Here is a 19,530-nt window from a genome sequence, read left to right on the forward strand (position 1 = left end):
CTGATATGCGATTACTAGCGATTCCAGCTTCACGGAGTCGAGTTGCAGACTCCGATCCGAACTGTGATAGGGTTTATAGATTCGCTCCACCTCGCGGTGTGGCTGCTCTCTGTCCCTACCATTGTAGCACGTGTGTAGCCCAGGACGTAAGGGCCGTGATGATTTGACGTCATCCCCACCTTCCTCACGGTTTGCACCGGCAGTCTTGTTAGAGTTCCCGACATCACTCGCTGGCAACTAACAACAGGGGTTGCGCTCGTTATAGGACTTAACCTGACACCTCACGGCACGAGCTGACGACAACCATGCAGCACCTTGTAAAGTGTCCGAAGAAAAGTCTGTCTCTAGACCTGTCACTCTACATTTAAGCCCTGGTAAGGTTCCTCGCGTATCATCGAATTAAACCACATGCTCCACCGCTTGTGCGGGCCCCCGTCAATTCCTTTGAGTTTCATTCTTGCGAACGTACTCCCCAGGTGGGTTACTTATCACTTTCGCTTAGCCACTCAGTCTTGCGACCGAACAGCTAGTAACCATCGTTTACGGCGTGGACTACCAGGGTATCTAATCCTGTTCGCTACCCACGCTTTCGTCCATCAGTGTCAGTATATTATTAGTGATCTGCCTTCGCAATTGGTATTCTATGTAATATCTATGCATTTCACCGCTACACTACATATTCTAACCACTTCATAATAACTCAAGACAACCAGTATCAAAGGCAATTTTACAGTTGAGCTGCAAGATTTCACCTCTGACTTAATCGTCCACCTACGGACCCTTTAAACCCAATGATTCCGGATAACGCTTGGATCCTCCGTATTACCGCGGCTGCTGGCACGGAGTTAGCCGATCCTTATTCTTACGGTACCGTCAAATTCCCTCACGAGGGAGTGTTTCTTCCCGTATAAAAGCAGTTTACAACCCATAGGGCAGTCTTCCTGCACGCGGCATGGCTGGATCAGGCTCCCGCCCATTGTCCAATATTCCTCACTGCTGCCTCCCGTAGGAGTCTGGTCCGTGTCTCAGTACCAGTGTGGGGGATCTCCCTCTCAGGACCCCTATCTATCGTTGCCATGGTATGCCGTTACCACACCATCTAGCTAATAGAACGCATGCCCATCTTTTACCGATAAATCTTTAATTATCAAATGATGCCATCCAATAATACTATGGGATATTAATCCAAATTTCTCTGGGCTATCCCCCTGTAAAAGGTAGGTTGCATACGCGTTACGCACCCGTGCGCCGGTCGTCGGCGGTGCAAGCACCCCGTTACCCCTCGACTTGCATGTGTTAGGCCTGCCGCTAGCGTTCATCCTGAGCCAGGATCAAACTCTTCATCGTTAAATTTTTAAGTGTTTCCACTATTATCTTTAACAACTAATGGAATTTTCCAGTACTCAAAATGGCTTATTCTCTTCTTATTGACAACAACCGTTTCCAGTTGTTATCTACGCTGTCAATTCAATATGTTAATGAACTTTTATTCTTCTTTACTTTCTCTTTCAAAACTTCCGTCTGAAAGCGGGTGCAAATATAAAACCCTTTTTCATTCCTTGCAATGTTTTTTTGATTTTTTTTGAAAGTTTTTTTTTCAAACCTTTCAACCAACAAAACACAACTTACAATGAACTTTTCTTTCTAAAAACGTTGCCGTTTTTAGCGGCTGCAAATGTACAACCTTTTTTAAATCTACAAAGCTTTTTTTGATATTTTTTAAATTTAATTTTAAACCCTATCGCTTGCCTGTAAATGAACGTTTGCTTACTCCTTTTCTAATATCCCTCTCGCCGTAAGCGGGTGCAAATATACAACCCTTTTCTCTTCCCAAACAAACTTTTTAATGTGTTTTTTTGAATTATTTTTTAATACGCTGGAATTATGCGAGTTGCAATTACAAATACTATCAGATTTATAAAAACGCTTAATAATTCGCTTCAAAATACTATATCGATTATAATAAATACAGACTATATTAATGGATAAAGCATCTAGTGTCTATCAAGCCAAATACGCTATACTTCTTACTTTTTCTATTTAGACGTATTCGCTCTTTATATAGTTTTCTATTCAAAAAAAACTAAAACGTTTCGTTAAGCTTCAAAAAGAAACCAGTTGCACCATAACTTCCCCAACCATAATCCAACCCTATATTTGTGCGCGCATTTTTACTTATGTTTATACGAAGTCCTAATCCGTAACCCGGATTTATATACTCAAACAAGGCAATACCATTGCCCGCTCCACTAGCTGTTGTTGCATTTACAAAACCAACAGCTCCTAAAAATCTAGGATTATTTTTAGTCGCCCAGATATGCTGCCTTAATTCTACAGCAGAAAATAAGAGATTATCCCCTCTAAAACGCCCTTGAGCATAAGGCTCTCCTGATTTAGCATATTGATCCCAGCCCAAAGCTGGCAAACTCATGTACGGTAAATCGCCAGAAAGCGTAAGATTTGCATAACCCCAAAATGCTAAAATGGTTTTATGATCCTTTTTAATACTTAAATAGTCTCTGTATTCTAACCATAATTGGGAAGATGTTTTATCGCTGCCTAGAAATTCTGGATTGTACTTAAACCTTAACATCGCGTATCTGCCAGAATAAGGCGTATTAACATTATCGCGCGAATCGTAAACCGCATTTGCAGAAAGTCCTATTAAATTAGATTTATTTTGATGAAACCCATAATAGGCATTGTATGCATAATAAGGTGTAATTTGTTTTGGCGAAGCTTCCAGGTCTAAAAGCGGATCTTTAATTTTATTAAACACATCTATATGTACACCTAACCCAATATAAAGTGGTGTAGTATCTAATCGCCGTAAAATTGTTTCGTAAAAACGTATCAATTCGAACTCTAAATTATTAGCTTCGGTTACACCTTGTACGTTTCCTTCAAAATTATTAAAATCGGTATAAGCCAATCTAGCAGATTGCGACCCTGTACCTAACCCCCAAGTTTCTTGCGATGAATTTAAATATCGCCAATCGCCTAAAGCTAAAAATGTATTCTGCTCGGAATAGACAGTCGATTTTAAATTAAAGATAAACTGCTGCTTTGTGGTAAAAATAGCCGCAATAAACGCATTGGAAATTTTTGTGTCTTCTGGATTTCCTAAATAGCCACTTGCAGACGCTGCAACACCGTACATAAACCCATGGGCAGGATTAACACTTAATGCAGGTAATGGCGAAAAATAGAAACTCCCCTTTTCTGGCGGCGGTTTGGGTTTTCCTTTTAAAATTTTATTAAAAAACGAAATGGAATCTTGCGCAAAGATTGGTGAGCTGTTTAAGTAACAGCAAAAGACACTAAGAACAAGTATGACTTTAATATATTTCAAAACCTATAAACTTCAAAAAAACTAAAGTCTTTTACATGTTCTGCTTAAAGACTTTTTATTTGATGGTTTTCTTTTTTACACCAAAACGATATTGAAGACCTGTCATTAAAAAACGTTGGGAATCTGCTACACCATATTCACCGCGTAACATCCAACTTTTATTGATTTGCAAGTTGAATCCGAATTGAAAGGTTACAGTTTGAATAAGATCCTTTCGTATAAAATAATCAATCTCTGCACTAAAGGCTCCACTATCATTTATTCGTGTTTGAATTGTTTCGATGGCTTGATTTTGTGCTTCTAATTTTACACGTTCGGCTATTGAAGTTGACGGATTATCTATAACGGCTTGGTTTTCTGCTATTTTTTCATTGGCTTTTTCGTTAAAAGTAGTTTCTAAATCTGGAAACACTTCGTCCATACGTATAGAACCATTACTCCCTCGAGCGCCTACAAAATCTCTATACATCACCCCCAAATAAGGCGCTACAAAAAAATCCTTTTTCGTTTTACTTAATCCAAACCTATGGCCTAAACGCCCAGACAAGGTTAAATAGCCAATATTATCTTTTAAAATTTCGGTATTGGTTGCCGAATAATTCATATCGACACTTGAAAAATAATTATCCCAACCAAAAATTAAAGTCGTTCCTAGACCATAGGCTATCGCATCGAAATCTACATTCGAAGAAAACTCTGGTAATTGCAGTACAACTTCTCCAACCTCATTAGTCCATGCTGGTTGTAGCGAAACATTGGTTCCCCCCTTTACAGAAGAAAATAACGCATATATATTCATAAAAGGAAGCACCCAAGCATCGGCCCTTACATTTACACCATTAGTAGTTGCACTTACTTCTTTAAAATTTAATGTTTCGGTATTAATAATTCCTGAAAGATCGTGACCGTTAATCATCATTTCAAACTCGGTAACATCCAGCTCGACAAAGGCATTTACATAGTTTATGTTAACACCAAACGGCAATTGCAATTGATCAGCCATGCCTCGTTCTTGCACTTTTTGCCCCCAAATTGGTAATACATAAGGGTATTGCTCTTCTGCATCTGTTGTTTGGATTTCTTGATTTATTTGTCCAAAAGTAGTACTGCAAAAAAACACACAACTTAAAAATAAGAGACAACTTTGTATTTTCATGTAAATGATAAGTTAGAGCTTATATACAGCGAATATAAGTAAAACCCTCTAAACCTAAAGCATAGATAATGGACTTAATACAAAATGAAACACATAAAGCCGTTACAAAAAGAAATTCCATTCTATACCAAACCTAATGGTAAAGTCGCGGTATGGGTAATTGGGTGCAGAATAATAATTGTAACCCGTAAATGCAGAGTTAAAATGTTCGCACATAAAGTAAATTCGGGCTGTTTGTATTTTAGCATCTAAAAAGAAATCGAATCTGGGATAACCACCAAGAGCCGTATCGTTTTGCACATAAAACTCGCCCAAAAGCGGATCGTAAGCATCCATGTTATATTTACTAAAATAATTGAATGTTATTCCTGTTTGTAAATACAGTGCTTTTTTAAAAAGTTCGTTACTATAATATAAGGTATTTCGCGTTACAAATTCTGGCACATTATACACCTTGTTGTCATCTTGTACATTTTGGTACATAATAGTATTCGCCAGTGCAAAATGCCCTACTTTTATTTCTTTATCTAGCTTAACACGTAAGTAAGTAATCGTGGTATTATCCTGAAATGGTTTAACACCACCAAGCGAATCTTTCTTAAAATATGCATAATCGCTAATTGTAGAATAATCGATATCTAAATTAACATATTTATCTGACACGACCTTAAAACTAAGCTGCTGTGTTTTTTCGCTACTAAAATTTGACTGCCAATTGTAGTTTAAATAATCGCTCTGAAACAATAAAAAATTATAATTAGGTTGCTTGGCATTGTGATTGATTGCCGCACTAAAAGCCAAATCGTCGTTAAGCCTATACCCTGCTTGCCCAGTTATGTAATTACCACTAAAATCTCCCGTAACATTTAAACCTGCATCACCATTAATTTCAAACCCACCAAAACTATTATGGTATTTACCACCAACCGCAATTACATTTCCTTTTAATCTGTTGGTTATACGATTACCGTCCAGAATCACAATTTGGTCGTATCCGTAGTTATAATTGTCCCAACTGGTATTAAACTGAAGGTTACCTAAAATTCTATTTCCATAATTTAATTGTAATTGATTATGAAAATTCTCTAATGTAGCTCGGTCGCTTAAATTTTGAGTTTTAAAAGCAGATCCAAAATAAATAGTATCTCGGGCACTTTGGTTGAATTGAAAGTAAGTATCTTCAAAATTCATAATGTGAGCCACATTTAAACTATGGTTTGCCAACGAATCTGCTGGTTTAACAATATGGTAGGTATGATCTAAATAAAATCGTTTTCCTTTTAAAGTATTATCGGCATTTTGGAAATTCATATCAAAAACACCTCGATCCGAAAATTCTGGATCTCCAGATTCAAAATATTGTAGTTCATCGTCTGTCAGTCCGCCATTTTCTTCATTATTAATATTCTGCGCAACAAAATGAACTTTCGCGATATAGCGTTCGTCTTTAGTTTTATAATTGCTTGTAAAGGTAAAGTGCCCCGAACTCGATATGTAATTTTGATAATTCCCTAACGAACGCAAGCCTTTATAGGCCACCGAAAAATTAAATCGCTCGGACGTATTTACGGTAAACAAACCGCTAGCCACTTGTCCTTGTTCGAAACCCGTTTTATAAAACAACTCGGTAAAAGGCGTTGGCACGTGGTAATACACAATGTCTTCTACACTATAAAAATCAAACATTTTGGCACGGGCACCAAAACCGGGCATTAGCTGCTCACTTTTAAAATTGTAACTAAGCGTGTTATAAGTTTGCCCCATATTCGAAAAAGAAATCAGATTAAAATTATCTTTCCTGCGGTAATTAAACTTATAGTCTTTCTTTATATTTAAGGTAGTATCTACAAACGTGGTATCGTTTACACTAGAAATGATTAAATACTGATCGATCTTCCCCACTTTTTGAGTACCTGCTTTCGTACTAACGGTATCCGACGAACGTGAATTTAAATTATTTTGAAGCCCATTACTTGATTCTGTTCTTTGACCTTTTTCTGGTACTGTAAAATTTTGAGCGTGTGCCAGCAAAGAAAAACACAATAAAAAGAATGATAGAATGAGTTGCTTCATAATTATTTTTTAGACCTTGCAAAGGTAAATACAAAATATGATACCATTAATAAATCAAAACATAATTTAAATGCTTGCCCTAAACTATTCTAAATACAAATTTGAATGTGGTACAGACGAAGCTGGTCGGGGCTGTTTGGCGGGGCCGGTTACCGCTGCTGCCGTGATACTGCCCGACGATTTTAAAAATTCTATCCTCAACGATTCCAAACAACTCACAGAAATTAAACGAGATGCCTTAAAACCTGTTATAGAATTAGAGAGTATTAGTTTTGGAGTCGCTCATATTTTTCCAGATGTTATCGATGAGATTAATATTTTAAACGCTTCCATTTTGGCCATGCAAGAAGCCATAACAAAACTCACTCCGCAACCTCAATTTATTAGTGTAGATGGCAACAAATTTAAACCTTATAACGACATACCGCATGCTACAATTATAAAAGGCGATGGTAAATTTTTAAATATTGCTGCGGCTTCAGTATTGGCAAAAACGTATCGCGACGCTTATATGAACACCATTCACGAAGAATTTCCTATGTACAATTGGAAAAAAAACAAAGGCTACCCAACCAAAGAACACCGCGAAGCCATAAAAAAATATGGCGTTACAAAATATCACAGACAATCTTTTAGATTACTACCAGATCAATTAAAATTAGATTTATAACATTTTTATATTTGTAAAAAAATTCCTTTATGAGAGCGCTTGGATTGGCCATTATTTTTTCTTTATTAGCATTAGCTTGCACAACTACAAACCATTCTAAACCCAATCTTTTAGATTTTGTTCCAGAAAATACCATTTCGCTTATAAAAACTTCAAACTTCGAAGAGTTAAAAAGCAGCTTAACAAACAATACCCTGATTCAAGAGTTTTCTAATACACCAATTTATAATACTGTAAACACTCATTTTAGTGTTTTAGATGCCTTTACACCAGAAGACGAAACTGTGTTCTGTTTTTCTAAAGACAATGCCGACAGTCTTCAAGTGACTCTTATTACAAAATACAGTAAAGATTTATTCCAAACCGACTCCTTAAACCCGATAAAACAAACAGCGACTACTTTTAAAAACCATAACATAACGACGGCTAACATTAAAAACAAAACATTATACAGTATTGTAATAGATAGCATCTTTATTGGTTCGACATCAAAATCGATTATCGAAAATAGTGTTACTACAAAACCAGTAAACCCAACCTTTGAAAAAATTTACAGTACAACTGGAAACGACAAAACTTTTGCTGTAATTTTAGATAGCGATTACAACAAAAACTTAAACTTGTTTAGAGTTGAAGATTCAATCACTTTTTCTTCCTTCACAAAATATCTTGCTTTAGACACAGATATTACGCAAGACCAAATTACTTTAAATGGTATTACAAAAGCACCAGACTCTACAGAATACCTTATTAATGTATTTAAAAACACAATACCACAAGACAATAAATTAGCCAATATTACCCCAGCAGATAGCGATGCATTTATGAGTATTACGTACCATGATTTTAGTAGTTTTCAAGCTAATCTGGTGGCTTACCACCACGCCGATGCTCCAGAGACTACTCTTTTTGATAGTACTAATGAAATTGGCATTATGCACGATAAAGCACAACTTGCCATTGCTTTTTACAGTTTAGACCACTTGGCTACAGACGAAGCTTTAGTATATTCGCAAGAAGTGATTGAAGAATTTAGACAGATAGAAATTAAAACTTTCGAACACCCAGAATGGTTCCCTAATCTATTCAGTCCATTTATTCGAACACAAGATGCTACATATTATTGCGAACTGGATTCGTTTTATATTTTCGCCAACTCTTTAGACTATTTAAAGCACATTATTGCATCGCAACAAAACAAAGCTACGTTTGCCGACAGAGATTTTTACACCAATATAAAGCAAGACTTAAGCAATGCATCTAGCCTGTTACTTGTGGGATCGAGCACGACTTTAAACAGTATTTTAGCTTCAAATTTTAGTTCAGATTTAAATATTAACACGGCTAATTACAAAACATCTGCCATTCAATATATATACGATCAAGATTTCGCCCATGTTAATGCAGTTATTCAAAAAGAAAAAGGAAGAACAGTAGAAAATGCCGTTTCGGAAGAATTAAACATTAAACTGGATGCTAACATTTTAAATCACCCACAATTTGTAACCAATCACATTACTCGACAAAAAGATGTTGTTGTTCAAGATGTAAACAATAACCTGTATTTAATTTCCAACAAAGGAAAAATACTTTGGAAAAAACAATTAGAAGGCGCCGTACTTGGTGACATCTCGCAAATAGACATGTACAAAAATGGCCGTTTACAATTGGCCTTTACTACAGCAAACAAGCTGTATGTTTTAGACCGAAACGGAAAAGACGTCGCTCCTTTTCCTCAAAATTTCAAAGATAAAATAACACAACCTTTAGCTGTTTTCGATTACGACAATAACAAAAATTACAGGTTATTAGTTATTCAAGACAGTAATGTATTAATGTACGATGCTAAAGGCAAACGTGTAAACGGATTTAAGTTTAACAAAGCCAATGGCACGATTATTCACAAACCGCAACATTTTAGAGAAAAAGGAAAAGATTACTTGGTTTTTAAAACTCAAAACAAATTATACATTCTTAACCGTACAGGCCAAGAACGTATTACTCCTAAAACCAACTACAACTACTCCAACCAAGCTGTGTATTTTTACAATAATAAATTTACAACAACAACCGAAAATGGCGCTTTAGTGTTAGTCGATTTAAAGGGCAATGTGGCTTCGCAAAACATTAACCTTTTGGAACGCCATAGTATAGATGCTACCTCGCGTACACTTGTATCGCAATCGGGAAATGTGTTAACCATTAAAGACAAAACATTAGAAATGGATTTTGGAAGTTACACACCTGTAAAACTATTCTACGTTAACAACAAAATTTACGTAAGTACAACCGATTTACAAGCCCAAAAGGTATATGTTTTTGATAGTCAATCCGAACCAATATCTAATTTTCCTGTGTACGGTACCAGTAGCATAGACTTAGCAAATTTAGACAAAGACGGCCCAATAGAATGCGTTACTAAAGGAAACGACAACGCCATCATCATCTATCAAATTAATTAAGTTTTTAACTTAAAAAAGCATTGCAATTTAGTACTATTGCAACCCAAAACCATTTAATTTTTCGTTATGATAAAACGTACCAATGCCGCGATAACAAGATTTATAATCCATAAAGTTGGAAATAAATTTAACGATACCAAGAATGCGTTTTCCGAACAAGAAGTTCAGTTTGACGAAGCTAGCTACGACCTTATGCTGCCGTTTTTATTGCGTCCTTTTGGCACGGTAGTACAAAGTCACCGTTTCCACCATCATGCCAACATAAAATTAAATGAGATAAACAATTATGCTGAAACTATTTTTGAAGACGACGCTAATTTTATTGAGGTTTCTAAAAACATTGTAAAGCATTTGTACGAACAATCTAACTCGGCACAAATAAAAACAGGCGATGTTATTGTTGCACTTTTTGAAGGTATAGAATTCAACGAAATTACTACCAACGCTGTAGGTATTTTTAAAATTGAAAGTAAATCTAACTTTTTCCAGACCTATCTCGAAAACAACAGTTACGATGTGGCCGTACAACAAGGTATTAACACTAAAAAAGTGGATAAAGGCTGCCTCATTTTAAATCAGACTGACGCCGAAGGGCCGATTGTTTTTACAGTAGACAACAACAATTACGATGCCCAATATTGGATTAACAACTTCTTGAATATTAAATACGCTAACGATTATAATTCGCACACACAAAACTACCTAGAACTTTGTAAAGAATTCTCGACCGAGGTTTTAAAAACCAGCTATGGCAACCAAGAACAAAGTATCTTTTTAGCGAAAACAGTTGACTTTTTTAAAGAACGGGAGTTTGTAAATGTTGAAGAATTTAAAGAAGAAGTTTTTGAAGACGACAAGCACAAAACCTTATTCGACGACTATAAAAAATCGTTCGAAGGCGAGCAAGATGTCCTTATTTTAAATCAGTTTGATATTGCCGAACCTGTTGTAAAAAAACAAAAACAAAAAATTAAATCGGAAATAAAACTCGACACGCAAATCCAAATTAAACTAGATATTGATGCTCCCGATGCTGCAAGCGAATATTTGGAACGCGGTTTCGACGAGGACAAAAAAATGTATTATTACAAAGTGTATTTTAATACCGAAGGGTAGCGTTTTAGTAGTGAGGTTTTAGTATTGAGTAGTGAGCTATTAGCCCCTAGACAGCTAGAACTCTAGATGCTGGACTAAAATTTAGTTAGAAGTGAATTTCTATACGTTCTATTTTCTATGTTATTCCATCAACCATCAACTAAAATAATAATTCCGCTTCAAAAAGTGTTTTAAAATGTTTTAGCAGTTTCTGCTTTACTTCTTCTAAATCTACTGTTTTAACCCCCAATTCCACATTTAAAGATGTTACAGCTTTCCCCCGAATGCCACAGGGAATGATATTATCGAAATATCCTAAATCGGCATTGACGTTAAGTGCGAAACCATGCATGGTTACCCAGCGGCTCGCACGAACACCCATAGCACAAATTTTACGCGCAAATGGCGTACCAACATCTAACCACACACCTGTTTCGCCTTCGCTACGCTCGGCCTGAAGTCCATATTCTGCTAAAGTCAAAATAATAACCTCTTCTAAAAACCGTAAATATTTATGTATGTCGGTAAAAAAGTTATCTAAATCTAAAATAGGATAACCTACAATTTGGCCTGGCCCATGGTAAGTGATATCTCCACCCCTATTAATTTTATAAAAACTAGCATGTTTCGCTTCAAGCTGATGCTCGTTAAGCAACAAATTAGACAAATCGCCACTTTTACCCAAAGTATACACATGGGGGTGTTCTACAAACAACAAGTAATTTGGTGTAACTGCATTTGCATCTTCACGACGATTTTTTATCTTAACATCGAGTATGCCTTTAAATAAGCTTTCCTGGTAATCCCAAGTCGCTTTGTAATCTTTTACACCTAAATCTTGTACTTGTACGGTTTTATTCACTGGATTAATCTTCTAAAATCACTTCTACATTTAAACTTTCAGGATTGGTGATATAGGCTTTAAAATTAACTTCGGCCGAAAAACTTTTGTGGTCTTCGCTAAATTTTGCTTGTTCTAAAGACACCGATTTGATACGTTTTGGAAAGTGATAATTCAACACATAAGTTGATGCTGCGAGCATCATTTCGGCATCGCCAATACTATCGGTTACAGCATCTAGCTTTGCCTGATCTATAATTTCAACCTTACGCTTAAACACATTGTTTTTATACGTGTAATCTACTTGAGTGGCTTCGCCCGAAGCTAAATCCGAAAACGGATTAGCGCCTTTTTGAGCCTCGTCGTCTTGACTATTAAGCGTATTGGCTTGGTTCATTAAATTAAACATATCCTGCAAACCATCTACATCATCAAATTCGGTATACATATCCATTACCATCTTTTGTGTTTTAGGGTCTATTAACATATGCATTTTAAAATCTTCCAAAGCTTTTAATCGCTCTTGTTCGGCTTGTGGCAATGCGGCTATGCTATCCTTTTTTGCTTCTAAAAAATCTTTAAACACTATGGTAGAATCTACAACCTTTTCATCGGCGCCCATCATATCATTACCGCCCATTTCCATTAATTGAGATCCGTCAAAAGCGAAAGACATTTTACCACTTCCATCATCGTTAATATAAATAGTTTCGGTAAATTGACAACTGTACATTAAAAAAACACAGCATATTAACAAGAGTACATTTTGTAATTTCATAAGTATTGATTGTTTAGCAAGCCACAAATATAAAGCTTATTAAACGATTTTAATTTGAATTTCCTTTTTAATATATAATTGATATTTTTATAATACTAATAACCTAAAAATATGTGTTTAATGAAAACCTTAAAACATCACCTTAAACAAAGTTTAACCATGGTTGTCATCATGTTATCTGCAATAGGCTGGGCTCAAAATTGTAGTGAATACTTTCCTATGACTCCCGGAACAACTTATGAAATCACACATTACGACAAAAAAAACAGCATAGAATCTGTTACCCACAACGAAGTGCTTAGCGCCTCTGGGAACAAAGCAGAAATACACACTGTAGTAAAAGATAACGCCGGCAGCGAAACCCTTAATGCAACTTACGAGATGCTTTGCGAAAATGACGGCGTAACTATAGACTTTAATTCACTTATAGGTAAACGACTCGCCAGCGAACTTAAAGATAAGGATATGGATGTAAAGATAGATGGCACAAATTTCTATCTGCCCAACAAGTTAGAAAAAGGCCAAACACTACCAGACACCAACATGAATATGGACATAGATGCTGGATCTATGGCTATGAATTTTAAAGTAAGCACTATAAATCGAAAAGTTACAGGCAAAGAAACCATAACCGTTCCTGCCGGTACTTTTGATTGTATAATTATAGAAAGCGAAACAACACTAAAAATGCTTATAACCAAACACACGGTTTCTAAAAAATGGCTTGCTAAAGGCGTAGGTGTGGTAAAAACAGAAAACTACAAGAAAAACGGAAAATTAGATAGTAGCGAAGTACTTACCGCTTTCAACAAATAAGTGGTTTTTATAAATATAAGAATTAAGAGCTTGTCTTTAAGAATGAATTTAAAGACAAGCTTTTTTTATGATTTCGGATTATTTAATATAACCAAAGCAGCGATTACGCCAGGCACCCAACCGCATAACCACAATAAAAACACGATAATTACAGATCCACACCCCTTGTCTAGCACCGCTAACGGCGGACAAATTATAGACAAGATAACTCTCCAAATACTCATTGAAATTTGATTTTTTTTAATTGATGAACTAACTATTGGACGCCCTTATCCCTTAAAAGTTACACCTATTAAAATCTATTTTGTTTTTAAATAACAATCTATTGATATAGTTACCAATAGTAATTATCTTTGTGCGTTAAAAATAAAAACAGAATCATTTAGTATGTCGCAATTATCAGAGCAAGAAATCGTAAGAAGAGAAAAGCTTAGCAAACTTCGCGAGTTAGGTATTAATCCGTATCCAGCAGATCTTTTTCCTTTAACCCATAACAGTAAACAGGTCAAATCGGATTTTGAAGAAGGTAAAAAAGTGATAATTGCAGGCCGATTAATGTCTAGACGTATACAAGGTAATGCCAGTTTCGCCGAAGTTCAAGACAGCGAAGGCCGTATACAAGTGTATTTTAACCGCGACGAAATTTGCGCCGGAGACGACAAAACCAAATACAACACCATTTACAAAAAATTATTGGACATTGGTGACTTTGTAGGTATAGAAGGCGAATTGTTTAAAACCCAAGTAGGCGAAAAAACCGTAATGGTTAAAGACTTTACCATTTTAAGTAAGTCGCTACGCCCCTTACCTCAACCGCGTGTAGATGCCGAAGGTAAAGTACACGATGCCTTTACAGATCCAGAGCAACGTTACAGACAGCGTTATGCCGATTTAGTGGTTAACCCTCATGTTAAAGAGGTATTTGTAAAGCGTACTAAATTGTTTAATGCCATGCGTAGTTTCTTCAACAACGCTGGATATTTTGAGGTAGAAACTCCTGTTTTACAACCTATACCAGGTGGTGCCGCTGCACGCCCGTTTGTTACCCACCATAACAGTTTAGACATTCCTTTATATATGAGAATTGCTAACGAGCTATATCTTAAACGATTAATTGTTGGTGGTTTCGATGGGGTTTACGAATTCTCTAAAAACTTCCGTAACGAAGGTATGGACAGAACGCACAATCCAGAATTTACCGCTATGGAAATCTATGTGTCTTACAAAGATTACAACTGGATGATGGATTTCTGCGAACGCCTTTTAGAGCACTGTGCTATGGCCGTAAACGGAACTACCAAAGCTACTTTTGGTAAACACGAGATCGACTTTAAAGCGCCTTACGCACGTGTTACTATGGCCGATTCTATAAAACATTTTACAGGTTTTGATATTACAGGAAAATCAGAAGCAGACATTCGCGAAGCAGCCAAAGGCATGGGGATTGAAGTAGACGAGACTATGGGTAAAGGCAAACTAATCGATGAAATTTTTGGCGAAAAATGCGAAGGCAACTACATTCAGCCAACCTTCATTACCGATTACCCTAAAGAAATGAGTCCGCTTTGTAAAGAACACAGAGATAATCCAGATTTAACCGAACGATTTGAACTTATGGTATGTGGTAAAGAAATTGCCAATGCCTACTCCGAATTAAACGACCCGATAGACCAACGCGAACGTTTCGAGCACCAATTAAAATTAGCTCAAAAAGGAGACGACGAAGCTACCGAGTTTATAGATCACGATTTTTTAAGAGCTTTAGAATACGGCATGCCACCAACATCTGGAATGGGTATTGGTATGGATAGATTAATTATGTTTTTAACCAATAACCAATCTATACAAGAGGTATTGTTCTTTCCACAGATGCGTCCAGAGAAAAAACAAGTAGAAATGTCTGAAGACGAAAAAGCAGTATTCAACATTTTAAAATCTAATACTCCAATCGATTTAAACACTTTAAAATCGCAATCTGGTTTAAGTAATAAAAAATGGGATAAAACCATTAAAGGACTAACCAAATTAGGTGTTGCGAAAGTAGACAAGACAGACGACGGTTTATTTGTTGCTTTAGCAGATTAAATAAATCTGTCTATTAAATAAGACAACACACTTATGTTGGCACTCCTATTTAAATACAAAGCATACCTTATTTTAGGGTATGCTTTTTTGTTAAGCGTTCACTTTATTTTTAAAGATAGGTTTGCCCCATTTGTTTTCATTTTTTTTGCCTGTCCCTTACTTTTTATTATAGCCTATGGTTTTGTTGTGCAATGTATATGTTATAAAAACAAAACGCTTTTTATAATATTGCTAGGACTCAACATTTTACTAGCCGTATTTTGGTTTACTAATTATTACTATACAAACGACAAAACAGTTAAGGCAGAAACAGCTTACAATCATGCTATTTTATATTGGAATATTGCAAGGCCGAAACAGTTACCTTTGGATTTGATTTTTAAAAATATGAAGACCTTAGAGCCAGAAATCATTGTTTTGGTTGAAGCCAAAAACATACCAAAATCCGATTTAGAAACCTTTACCAGACACTACCCAGACTACCAAATTAAAGCCTTAAATGGCGAAATGATTATTGCTGTTAAAGGCATTATTAACCATGTACTTTATGGCGACATTTCGGCAAGTAGCAAATATAATTTTGTAACAACTACCATACAAAATCATAGCATTACGGTGCTGATTACCGATCTTTTGGCCAATCCGTTTAAATCGAAACATTCCGATTTGCAAAAGGTTCATCGCATTGCAAAAAAACACAATATAGACTTTGTTATAGGCGATTTTAACACGCCTTACGAGAGTGCTTACTTTAAGGCCTTTAATACAGAATTCGAAAGTTTCCATAGTTATAATAATGGCATAACAGCCACTTGGCCGAGTGCTTTTCCTGTATTAGAAATCGATCAGTTTTGGCTGAATAAAAGGTGGCAACCATTAAAACTGAACAAACAATTTCACTCCAATTCCGATCACGCATTACTTGTCGGCCAATTCAAACTTAAATAAAAGTATTCACTACGCTTCAAAGCGATTCTTCAAACATTTTCAGTTTTAAAACACACTTTTACTATCGTTAACTTCCTGTTAAAAAATTCAACAACATTAAACCTTTTAATACCATCATCGTCTTATAATTACAACTTTAACAAATAAGACATGAAAAAAATAATGATTTTAGCTTTAGCATTTTTATCGTTAAATGCTTTTGCACAAGACCAGAAAGATGATGCTCCAAGACACGACAGAGGTCCTAAAGAACGACCAATGCACGACTTTACACCCGAGCAGATGGCTACGTTACAAACAAAAAAAATGACACTCGCTTTAGATTTATCGGACGCACAACAAAAAGACATTTACAACTTAAATTTAAATCAGGCCAAAGCGCGTAAAACACAACGCGAAACGTTTAAAGCCAACAAAGAAAAGGGTGTAAAACTTACAGAAAACGACAAGTACGACCACATGATAGCAAGGTTAGATGCACAAATTGCTTATAAAAGTAAAATGAAGTCTATTTTAAAATCCGATCAATATTCAGCTTGGGTAGAAAACATGGCCAACAAGAGACATGAAGCCAAAGACAGAATGAATAACAGAAAAGACCGAAGACATTTTCAACAAGATCCAAATCAAGAACCTAGAACACACAGACGTTCTTAATATCTAAAAAAAGCAATCTATTTAAGGTTGCTTTTTTTATGCCAACAAGTCTAACAAATTATTTTTTATGGCATAGGTCACCAACCCTGCCACATTTTTAGACTCGGTTTTTAAAAGTAAATTGTTGCGGTGTCCTTCTACAGTTCTTGGGCTAATACATAGTTTATCGGCAATCTCGGTAGTTGTTAATTGGTTACAAATAAGCTGTAACACTTCTTTCTCTCTAGAGGTTAAATACGATTCGTCGAAATCGCACTTTACAGGTTTCCCATTATTGTTCGCCAGATCGTCGTGTATGTATTTTAAAACTTCGTTGGTATAACAAAACCCTAATTCGTGCACTTCTTTAATGGCAGTAACCACATCTTCTGGCAAGGCGCTTTTTGGCAAATAACACGAGGCGCCTAAATGAATCATATTTAACACACACGATTTGGAAAAATACCCTGTTAGGGCAACGACTTTTAAACTAGGAAATTCGGTGTGAATCAATTTAGCAGCTTCTACGCCATTCAATTCGGGCATATCTAAATCTGTTACTACTATATCGGGCAATTGCGCTTTGTTAGCCCTTAAATACGCTATTAATTCTAGCCCATTGTTGGCTTCAAAATCGACTTGAATAGCATCATCCCGTTCTAATAAAAACCGAATGCCTTTCCTAAAAAGTCTAACGTCGTCTGCAATAACTAAATGTATTTTCCGCCCCATAGAAGTAAGTTTTAATGTATAATGTTACATAAAAGACACTATAATTATCGATTCTGTTACCGAATTAACAAAAAGTTAAAAACAATTTAACAGAAACTGTTAATTATTACCAATTTCACACTCACATAACACATTTAACACATATTATTATAGTAATGAAGAAAAAAGACGAAAAACTGAGTTTCTTTGAGGATTATTTCGCTTTACCAAACCTTTAACAATTATTAATCAGGTATTTATACGCTTTCTTAAATAGGAGACTTCCACGCTTACAAACAACTAGTTCTATTTGTATCTTTATTGTAATAGTAAAAGTCTGTTTAAATTATTCAACCTGTTAATAATAAGCGTTAGTTAGCACTAACTATAACATCCTTACTAAGATACGAAAAAACAAGGCATCTTATATTTACTTAATAAAAAATACGTAGGTACACTTAGGTAAAAATGCTTTCTTAAAAATCTGGTACTAACACGCTTAAAAAAACTGGTTTTCTAATTTAACTTTGACTATCATCAATTTCATTAATCAAAAAACTTAGAAATCATGAAACGAGTAATGTCCTTAGCAGTATGCTTACTTCTAGCAGGAAGCATATATGCACAAACCGATTTAGAAAACGCAACAGATACGTTGCCAACAAGCGAAGACGAAACTGCCTTGGCGTACACTAAAAGCCAACAAAAAGCAGATGCCATGCTGGCCAAATACCACAGTACGGCCATTAAAACTACAGGGGTAAATGCCAATTACTTAAACAGCACGTTTTTAGTAGACAGCCCTACTTACGTTAAAATTGCTCAGCAAAATGCAGCACTTTTCGATTTAGCAAATACCGAAGTGTACGACAACTCCGAAGCTGCTTCGTACGATGTTGTTTTTGACAGCAAAAGAAGTACCATGAGTGTGAGATACGACGATATGGGTAAAATTATTTACTCTAAAGAACGTTTCGAAAACATTGCATTACCAAATGCCGTAATTGTAAGTATTATGAAACAATACCCAAATTACAGATTTGATGCCAATGTATGCACTATCAATTATGCCGAAAACAAAGGCATCAATACCACATATAAGGTAATGATCTCTCATGGCAAAGACAAAAAAACGGTTAAAGTAGACGATAAAGGCAACTTTATATAACACTAGAATTATAATAATTCTCCTGTTTTTGTATAACCGTTATCTCTTTTAACACGTAAAAAATTATAATCATGACACGCCATATAATAATAACTGTAATGTTCTTACTCTGTCTATGCAGCGTAAATGCGCAATGGACATCTAAGAAAACGGCTATTACGATATCGGATGACTATACTACAGGTGCAGAAAATGTATTTAGCATAACCAAAGACCACAAACCAGAAACGCCAGATTATGTTGTAATTCAATCTGATGTTGAAATACCAATAGCGTACGAGTCTACGTTGTATTCTAGCAATACTACAGAGACTTACGACTTGTTGGAGCCGAATAACGAAGGATTAGCTTATAACAAAGCAGTCTCCAACTCTGTTGGTGGCAAATCGGACACTGGTTTTCAAAGCTTTGCTGTATTTACAATTGTAGACACCAATGCTTTAGAGGTTGCAGAAGAACAAGATGATGCTCCGCTTACCGAAGAGGAGTCACACAAATATCTGCCATCTGACTTTGATGCATACAAAGGCATGTTTTCCGATAAGATTAATGCCGAAACCATGCTAAATCCTATTACATCGTATTAATACATCTTGGTAAGGGTATTAGAGAAAAATGGCTTTACTTATAAAACGGTAAAGCCATTTTTTAATTTTCAGGTTAAACAGCACAGCTTTAAAAACTTCCTAAAAGTTTAATTGTAACGCTTTAAAAGTTGTACAATCTTAAAACCACTACT

The 19,530-nt window shown here is 35.7% G+C and carries 16 protein-coding genes and 1 rRNA gene (1 of these 17 only partly in view); 9 read left to right on the top strand and 8 right to left on the bottom strand.

Annotated elements, in window-relative coordinates; all coding sequences use genetic code 11:
• The 4 genes from ACR9EA_RS12215 to ACR9EA_RS12230 form a co-directional block, all read right to left on the bottom strand.
• Window positions 1-1,347 (bottom strand): 16S ribosomal RNA (locus ACR9EA_RS12215) (it extends 173 nt beyond the left edge of the window).
• 736 nt (window positions 1,348-2,083) lie between these two features.
• Window positions 2,084-3,352 (bottom strand): BamA/TamA family outer membrane protein, encoded by a 1,269-nt coding sequence (locus tag ACR9EA_RS12220; RefSeq protein ID WP_435133420.1) that lies wholly within the window; start codon window positions 3,350-3,352, stop codon window positions 2,084-2,086.
• A gap of 55 nt (window positions 3,353-3,407) precedes the next feature.
• Complete coding sequence (locus tag ACR9EA_RS12225; RefSeq protein ID WP_435133423.1) at window positions 3,408-4,508, bottom strand: hypothetical protein; 1,101 nt, start codon at window positions 4,506-4,508, stop codon at window positions 3,408-3,410.
• 102 nt (window positions 4,509-4,610) lie between these two features.
• Window positions 4,611-6,581, bottom strand: coding sequence for a putative porin (locus ACR9EA_RS12230; RefSeq protein ID WP_435133425.1), 1,971 nt, complete (start codon window positions 6,579-6,581; stop codon window positions 4,611-4,613).
• Between the two features lie 70 nt (window positions 6,582-6,651).
• On the opposite strand from ACR9EA_RS12230, the gene ACR9EA_RS12235 reads away from it, so the two are divergent.
• From ACR9EA_RS12235 to ACR9EA_RS12245, 3 genes are all read left to right on the top strand, one after another.
• Complete coding sequence (locus ACR9EA_RS12235) at window positions 6,652-7,251, top strand: ribonuclease HII (RefSeq protein WP_435133428.1); 600 nt, start codon at window positions 6,652-6,654, stop codon at window positions 7,249-7,251.
• A gap of 29 nt (window positions 7,252-7,280) precedes the next feature.
• Window positions 7,281-9,713 carry a ribonuclease HII gene (locus ACR9EA_RS12240; protein ID WP_435133430.1) on the top strand — a complete coding sequence of 811 codons (2,433 nt, stop codon included), beginning with the start codon at window positions 7,281-7,283 and terminating at the stop codon, window positions 9,711-9,713.
• Between the two features lie 66 nt (window positions 9,714-9,779).
• Window positions 9,780-10,829 (top strand): nucleoid-associated protein, encoded by a 1,050-nt coding sequence (locus tag ACR9EA_RS12245; RefSeq protein WP_435133433.1) that lies wholly within the window; start codon window positions 9,780-9,782, stop codon window positions 10,827-10,829.
• Window positions 10,830-10,968: 139 nt separating this feature from the next.
• Here ACR9EA_RS12245 and lipB read toward each other — a convergent pair whose 3' ends face one another.
• Both lipB and ACR9EA_RS12255 read right to left on the bottom strand, forming a co-directional pair.
• A complete protein-coding gene (lipB, locus tag ACR9EA_RS12250; protein WP_435133436.1) occupies window positions 10,969-11,670 on the bottom strand; it encodes a lipoyl(octanoyl) transferase LipB in 702 nt (233 codons plus the stop codon).
• Window positions 11,671-11,674: 4 nt separating this feature from the next.
• The gene (locus ACR9EA_RS12255; RefSeq protein WP_435133439.1) at window positions 11,675-12,427 is read right to left on the bottom strand and encodes a hypothetical protein; all 753 of its coding nucleotides are present in this window, start codon (window positions 12,425-12,427) and stop codon (window positions 11,675-11,677) included.
• A 120-nt stretch (window positions 12,428-12,547) separates the two neighbouring features.
• On the opposite strand from ACR9EA_RS12255, the gene ACR9EA_RS12260 reads away from it, so the two are divergent.
• Window positions 12,548-13,243, top strand: coding sequence for a TapB family protein (locus tag ACR9EA_RS12260; RefSeq protein WP_435133442.1), 696 nt, complete (start codon window positions 12,548-12,550; stop codon window positions 13,241-13,243).
• 65 nt (window positions 13,244-13,308) lie between these two features.
• On the opposite strand, the gene ACR9EA_RS12265 is transcribed toward ACR9EA_RS12260, so the two are convergent.
• Window positions 13,309-13,467: a YqaE/Pmp3 family membrane protein gene (locus tag ACR9EA_RS12265; RefSeq protein ID WP_435133444.1), complete on the bottom strand. Its 159-nt coding sequence runs from the start codon at window positions 13,465-13,467 to the stop codon at window positions 13,309-13,311.
• Window positions 13,468-13,630: 163 nt separating this feature from the next.
• On the opposite strand from ACR9EA_RS12265, the gene lysS reads away from it, so the two are divergent.
• The 3 genes from lysS to ACR9EA_RS12280 all read left to right on the top strand — a co-directional run bounded on the left by lysS (window position 13,631) and on the right by ACR9EA_RS12280 (window position 16,933).
• The gene (lysS, locus tag ACR9EA_RS12270) at window positions 13,631-15,328 is read left to right on the top strand and encodes a lysine--tRNA ligase (protein WP_435133446.1); all 1,698 of its coding nucleotides are present in this window, start codon (window positions 13,631-13,633) and stop codon (window positions 15,326-15,328) included.
• A 228-nt stretch (window positions 15,329-15,556) separates the two neighbouring features.
• Complete coding sequence (locus ACR9EA_RS12275) at window positions 15,557-16,276, top strand: endonuclease/exonuclease/phosphatase family protein (protein WP_435133449.1); 720 nt, start codon at window positions 15,557-15,559, stop codon at window positions 16,274-16,276.
• Window positions 16,277-16,426: 150 nt separating this feature from the next.
• The gene (locus ACR9EA_RS12280) at window positions 16,427-16,933 is read left to right on the top strand and encodes a hypothetical protein (protein WP_435133452.1); all 507 of its coding nucleotides are present in this window, start codon (window positions 16,427-16,429) and stop codon (window positions 16,931-16,933) included.
• Window positions 16,934-16,969: 36 nt separating this feature from the next.
• Here ACR9EA_RS12280 and ACR9EA_RS12285 read toward each other — a convergent pair whose 3' ends face one another.
• Entirely contained in the window at window positions 16,970-17,644 is a 675-nt protein-coding gene (locus ACR9EA_RS12285; RefSeq protein ID WP_435133455.1) for a response regulator, read from the bottom strand.
• Between the two features lie 547 nt (window positions 17,645-18,191).
• Here ACR9EA_RS12285 and ACR9EA_RS12290 point away from each other — a divergent pair.
• A complete protein-coding gene (locus tag ACR9EA_RS12290; protein WP_435133458.1) occupies window positions 18,192-18,791 on the top strand; it encodes a hypothetical protein in 600 nt (199 codons plus the stop codon).
• A 71-nt stretch (window positions 18,792-18,862) separates the two neighbouring features.
• The gene (locus ACR9EA_RS12295; protein ID WP_435133460.1) at window positions 18,863-19,378 is read left to right on the top strand and encodes a hypothetical protein; all 516 of its coding nucleotides are present in this window, start codon (window positions 18,863-18,865) and stop codon (window positions 19,376-19,378) included.
• The last annotated feature ends 152 nt before the right edge of the window (window positions 19,379-19,530 follow it).

It is taken from the genome of Formosa sp. A9 (genome assembly GCF_051200825.1).
Classification (GTDB): domain Bacteria; phylum Bacteroidota; class Bacteroidia; order Flavobacteriales; family Flavobacteriaceae; genus Formosa.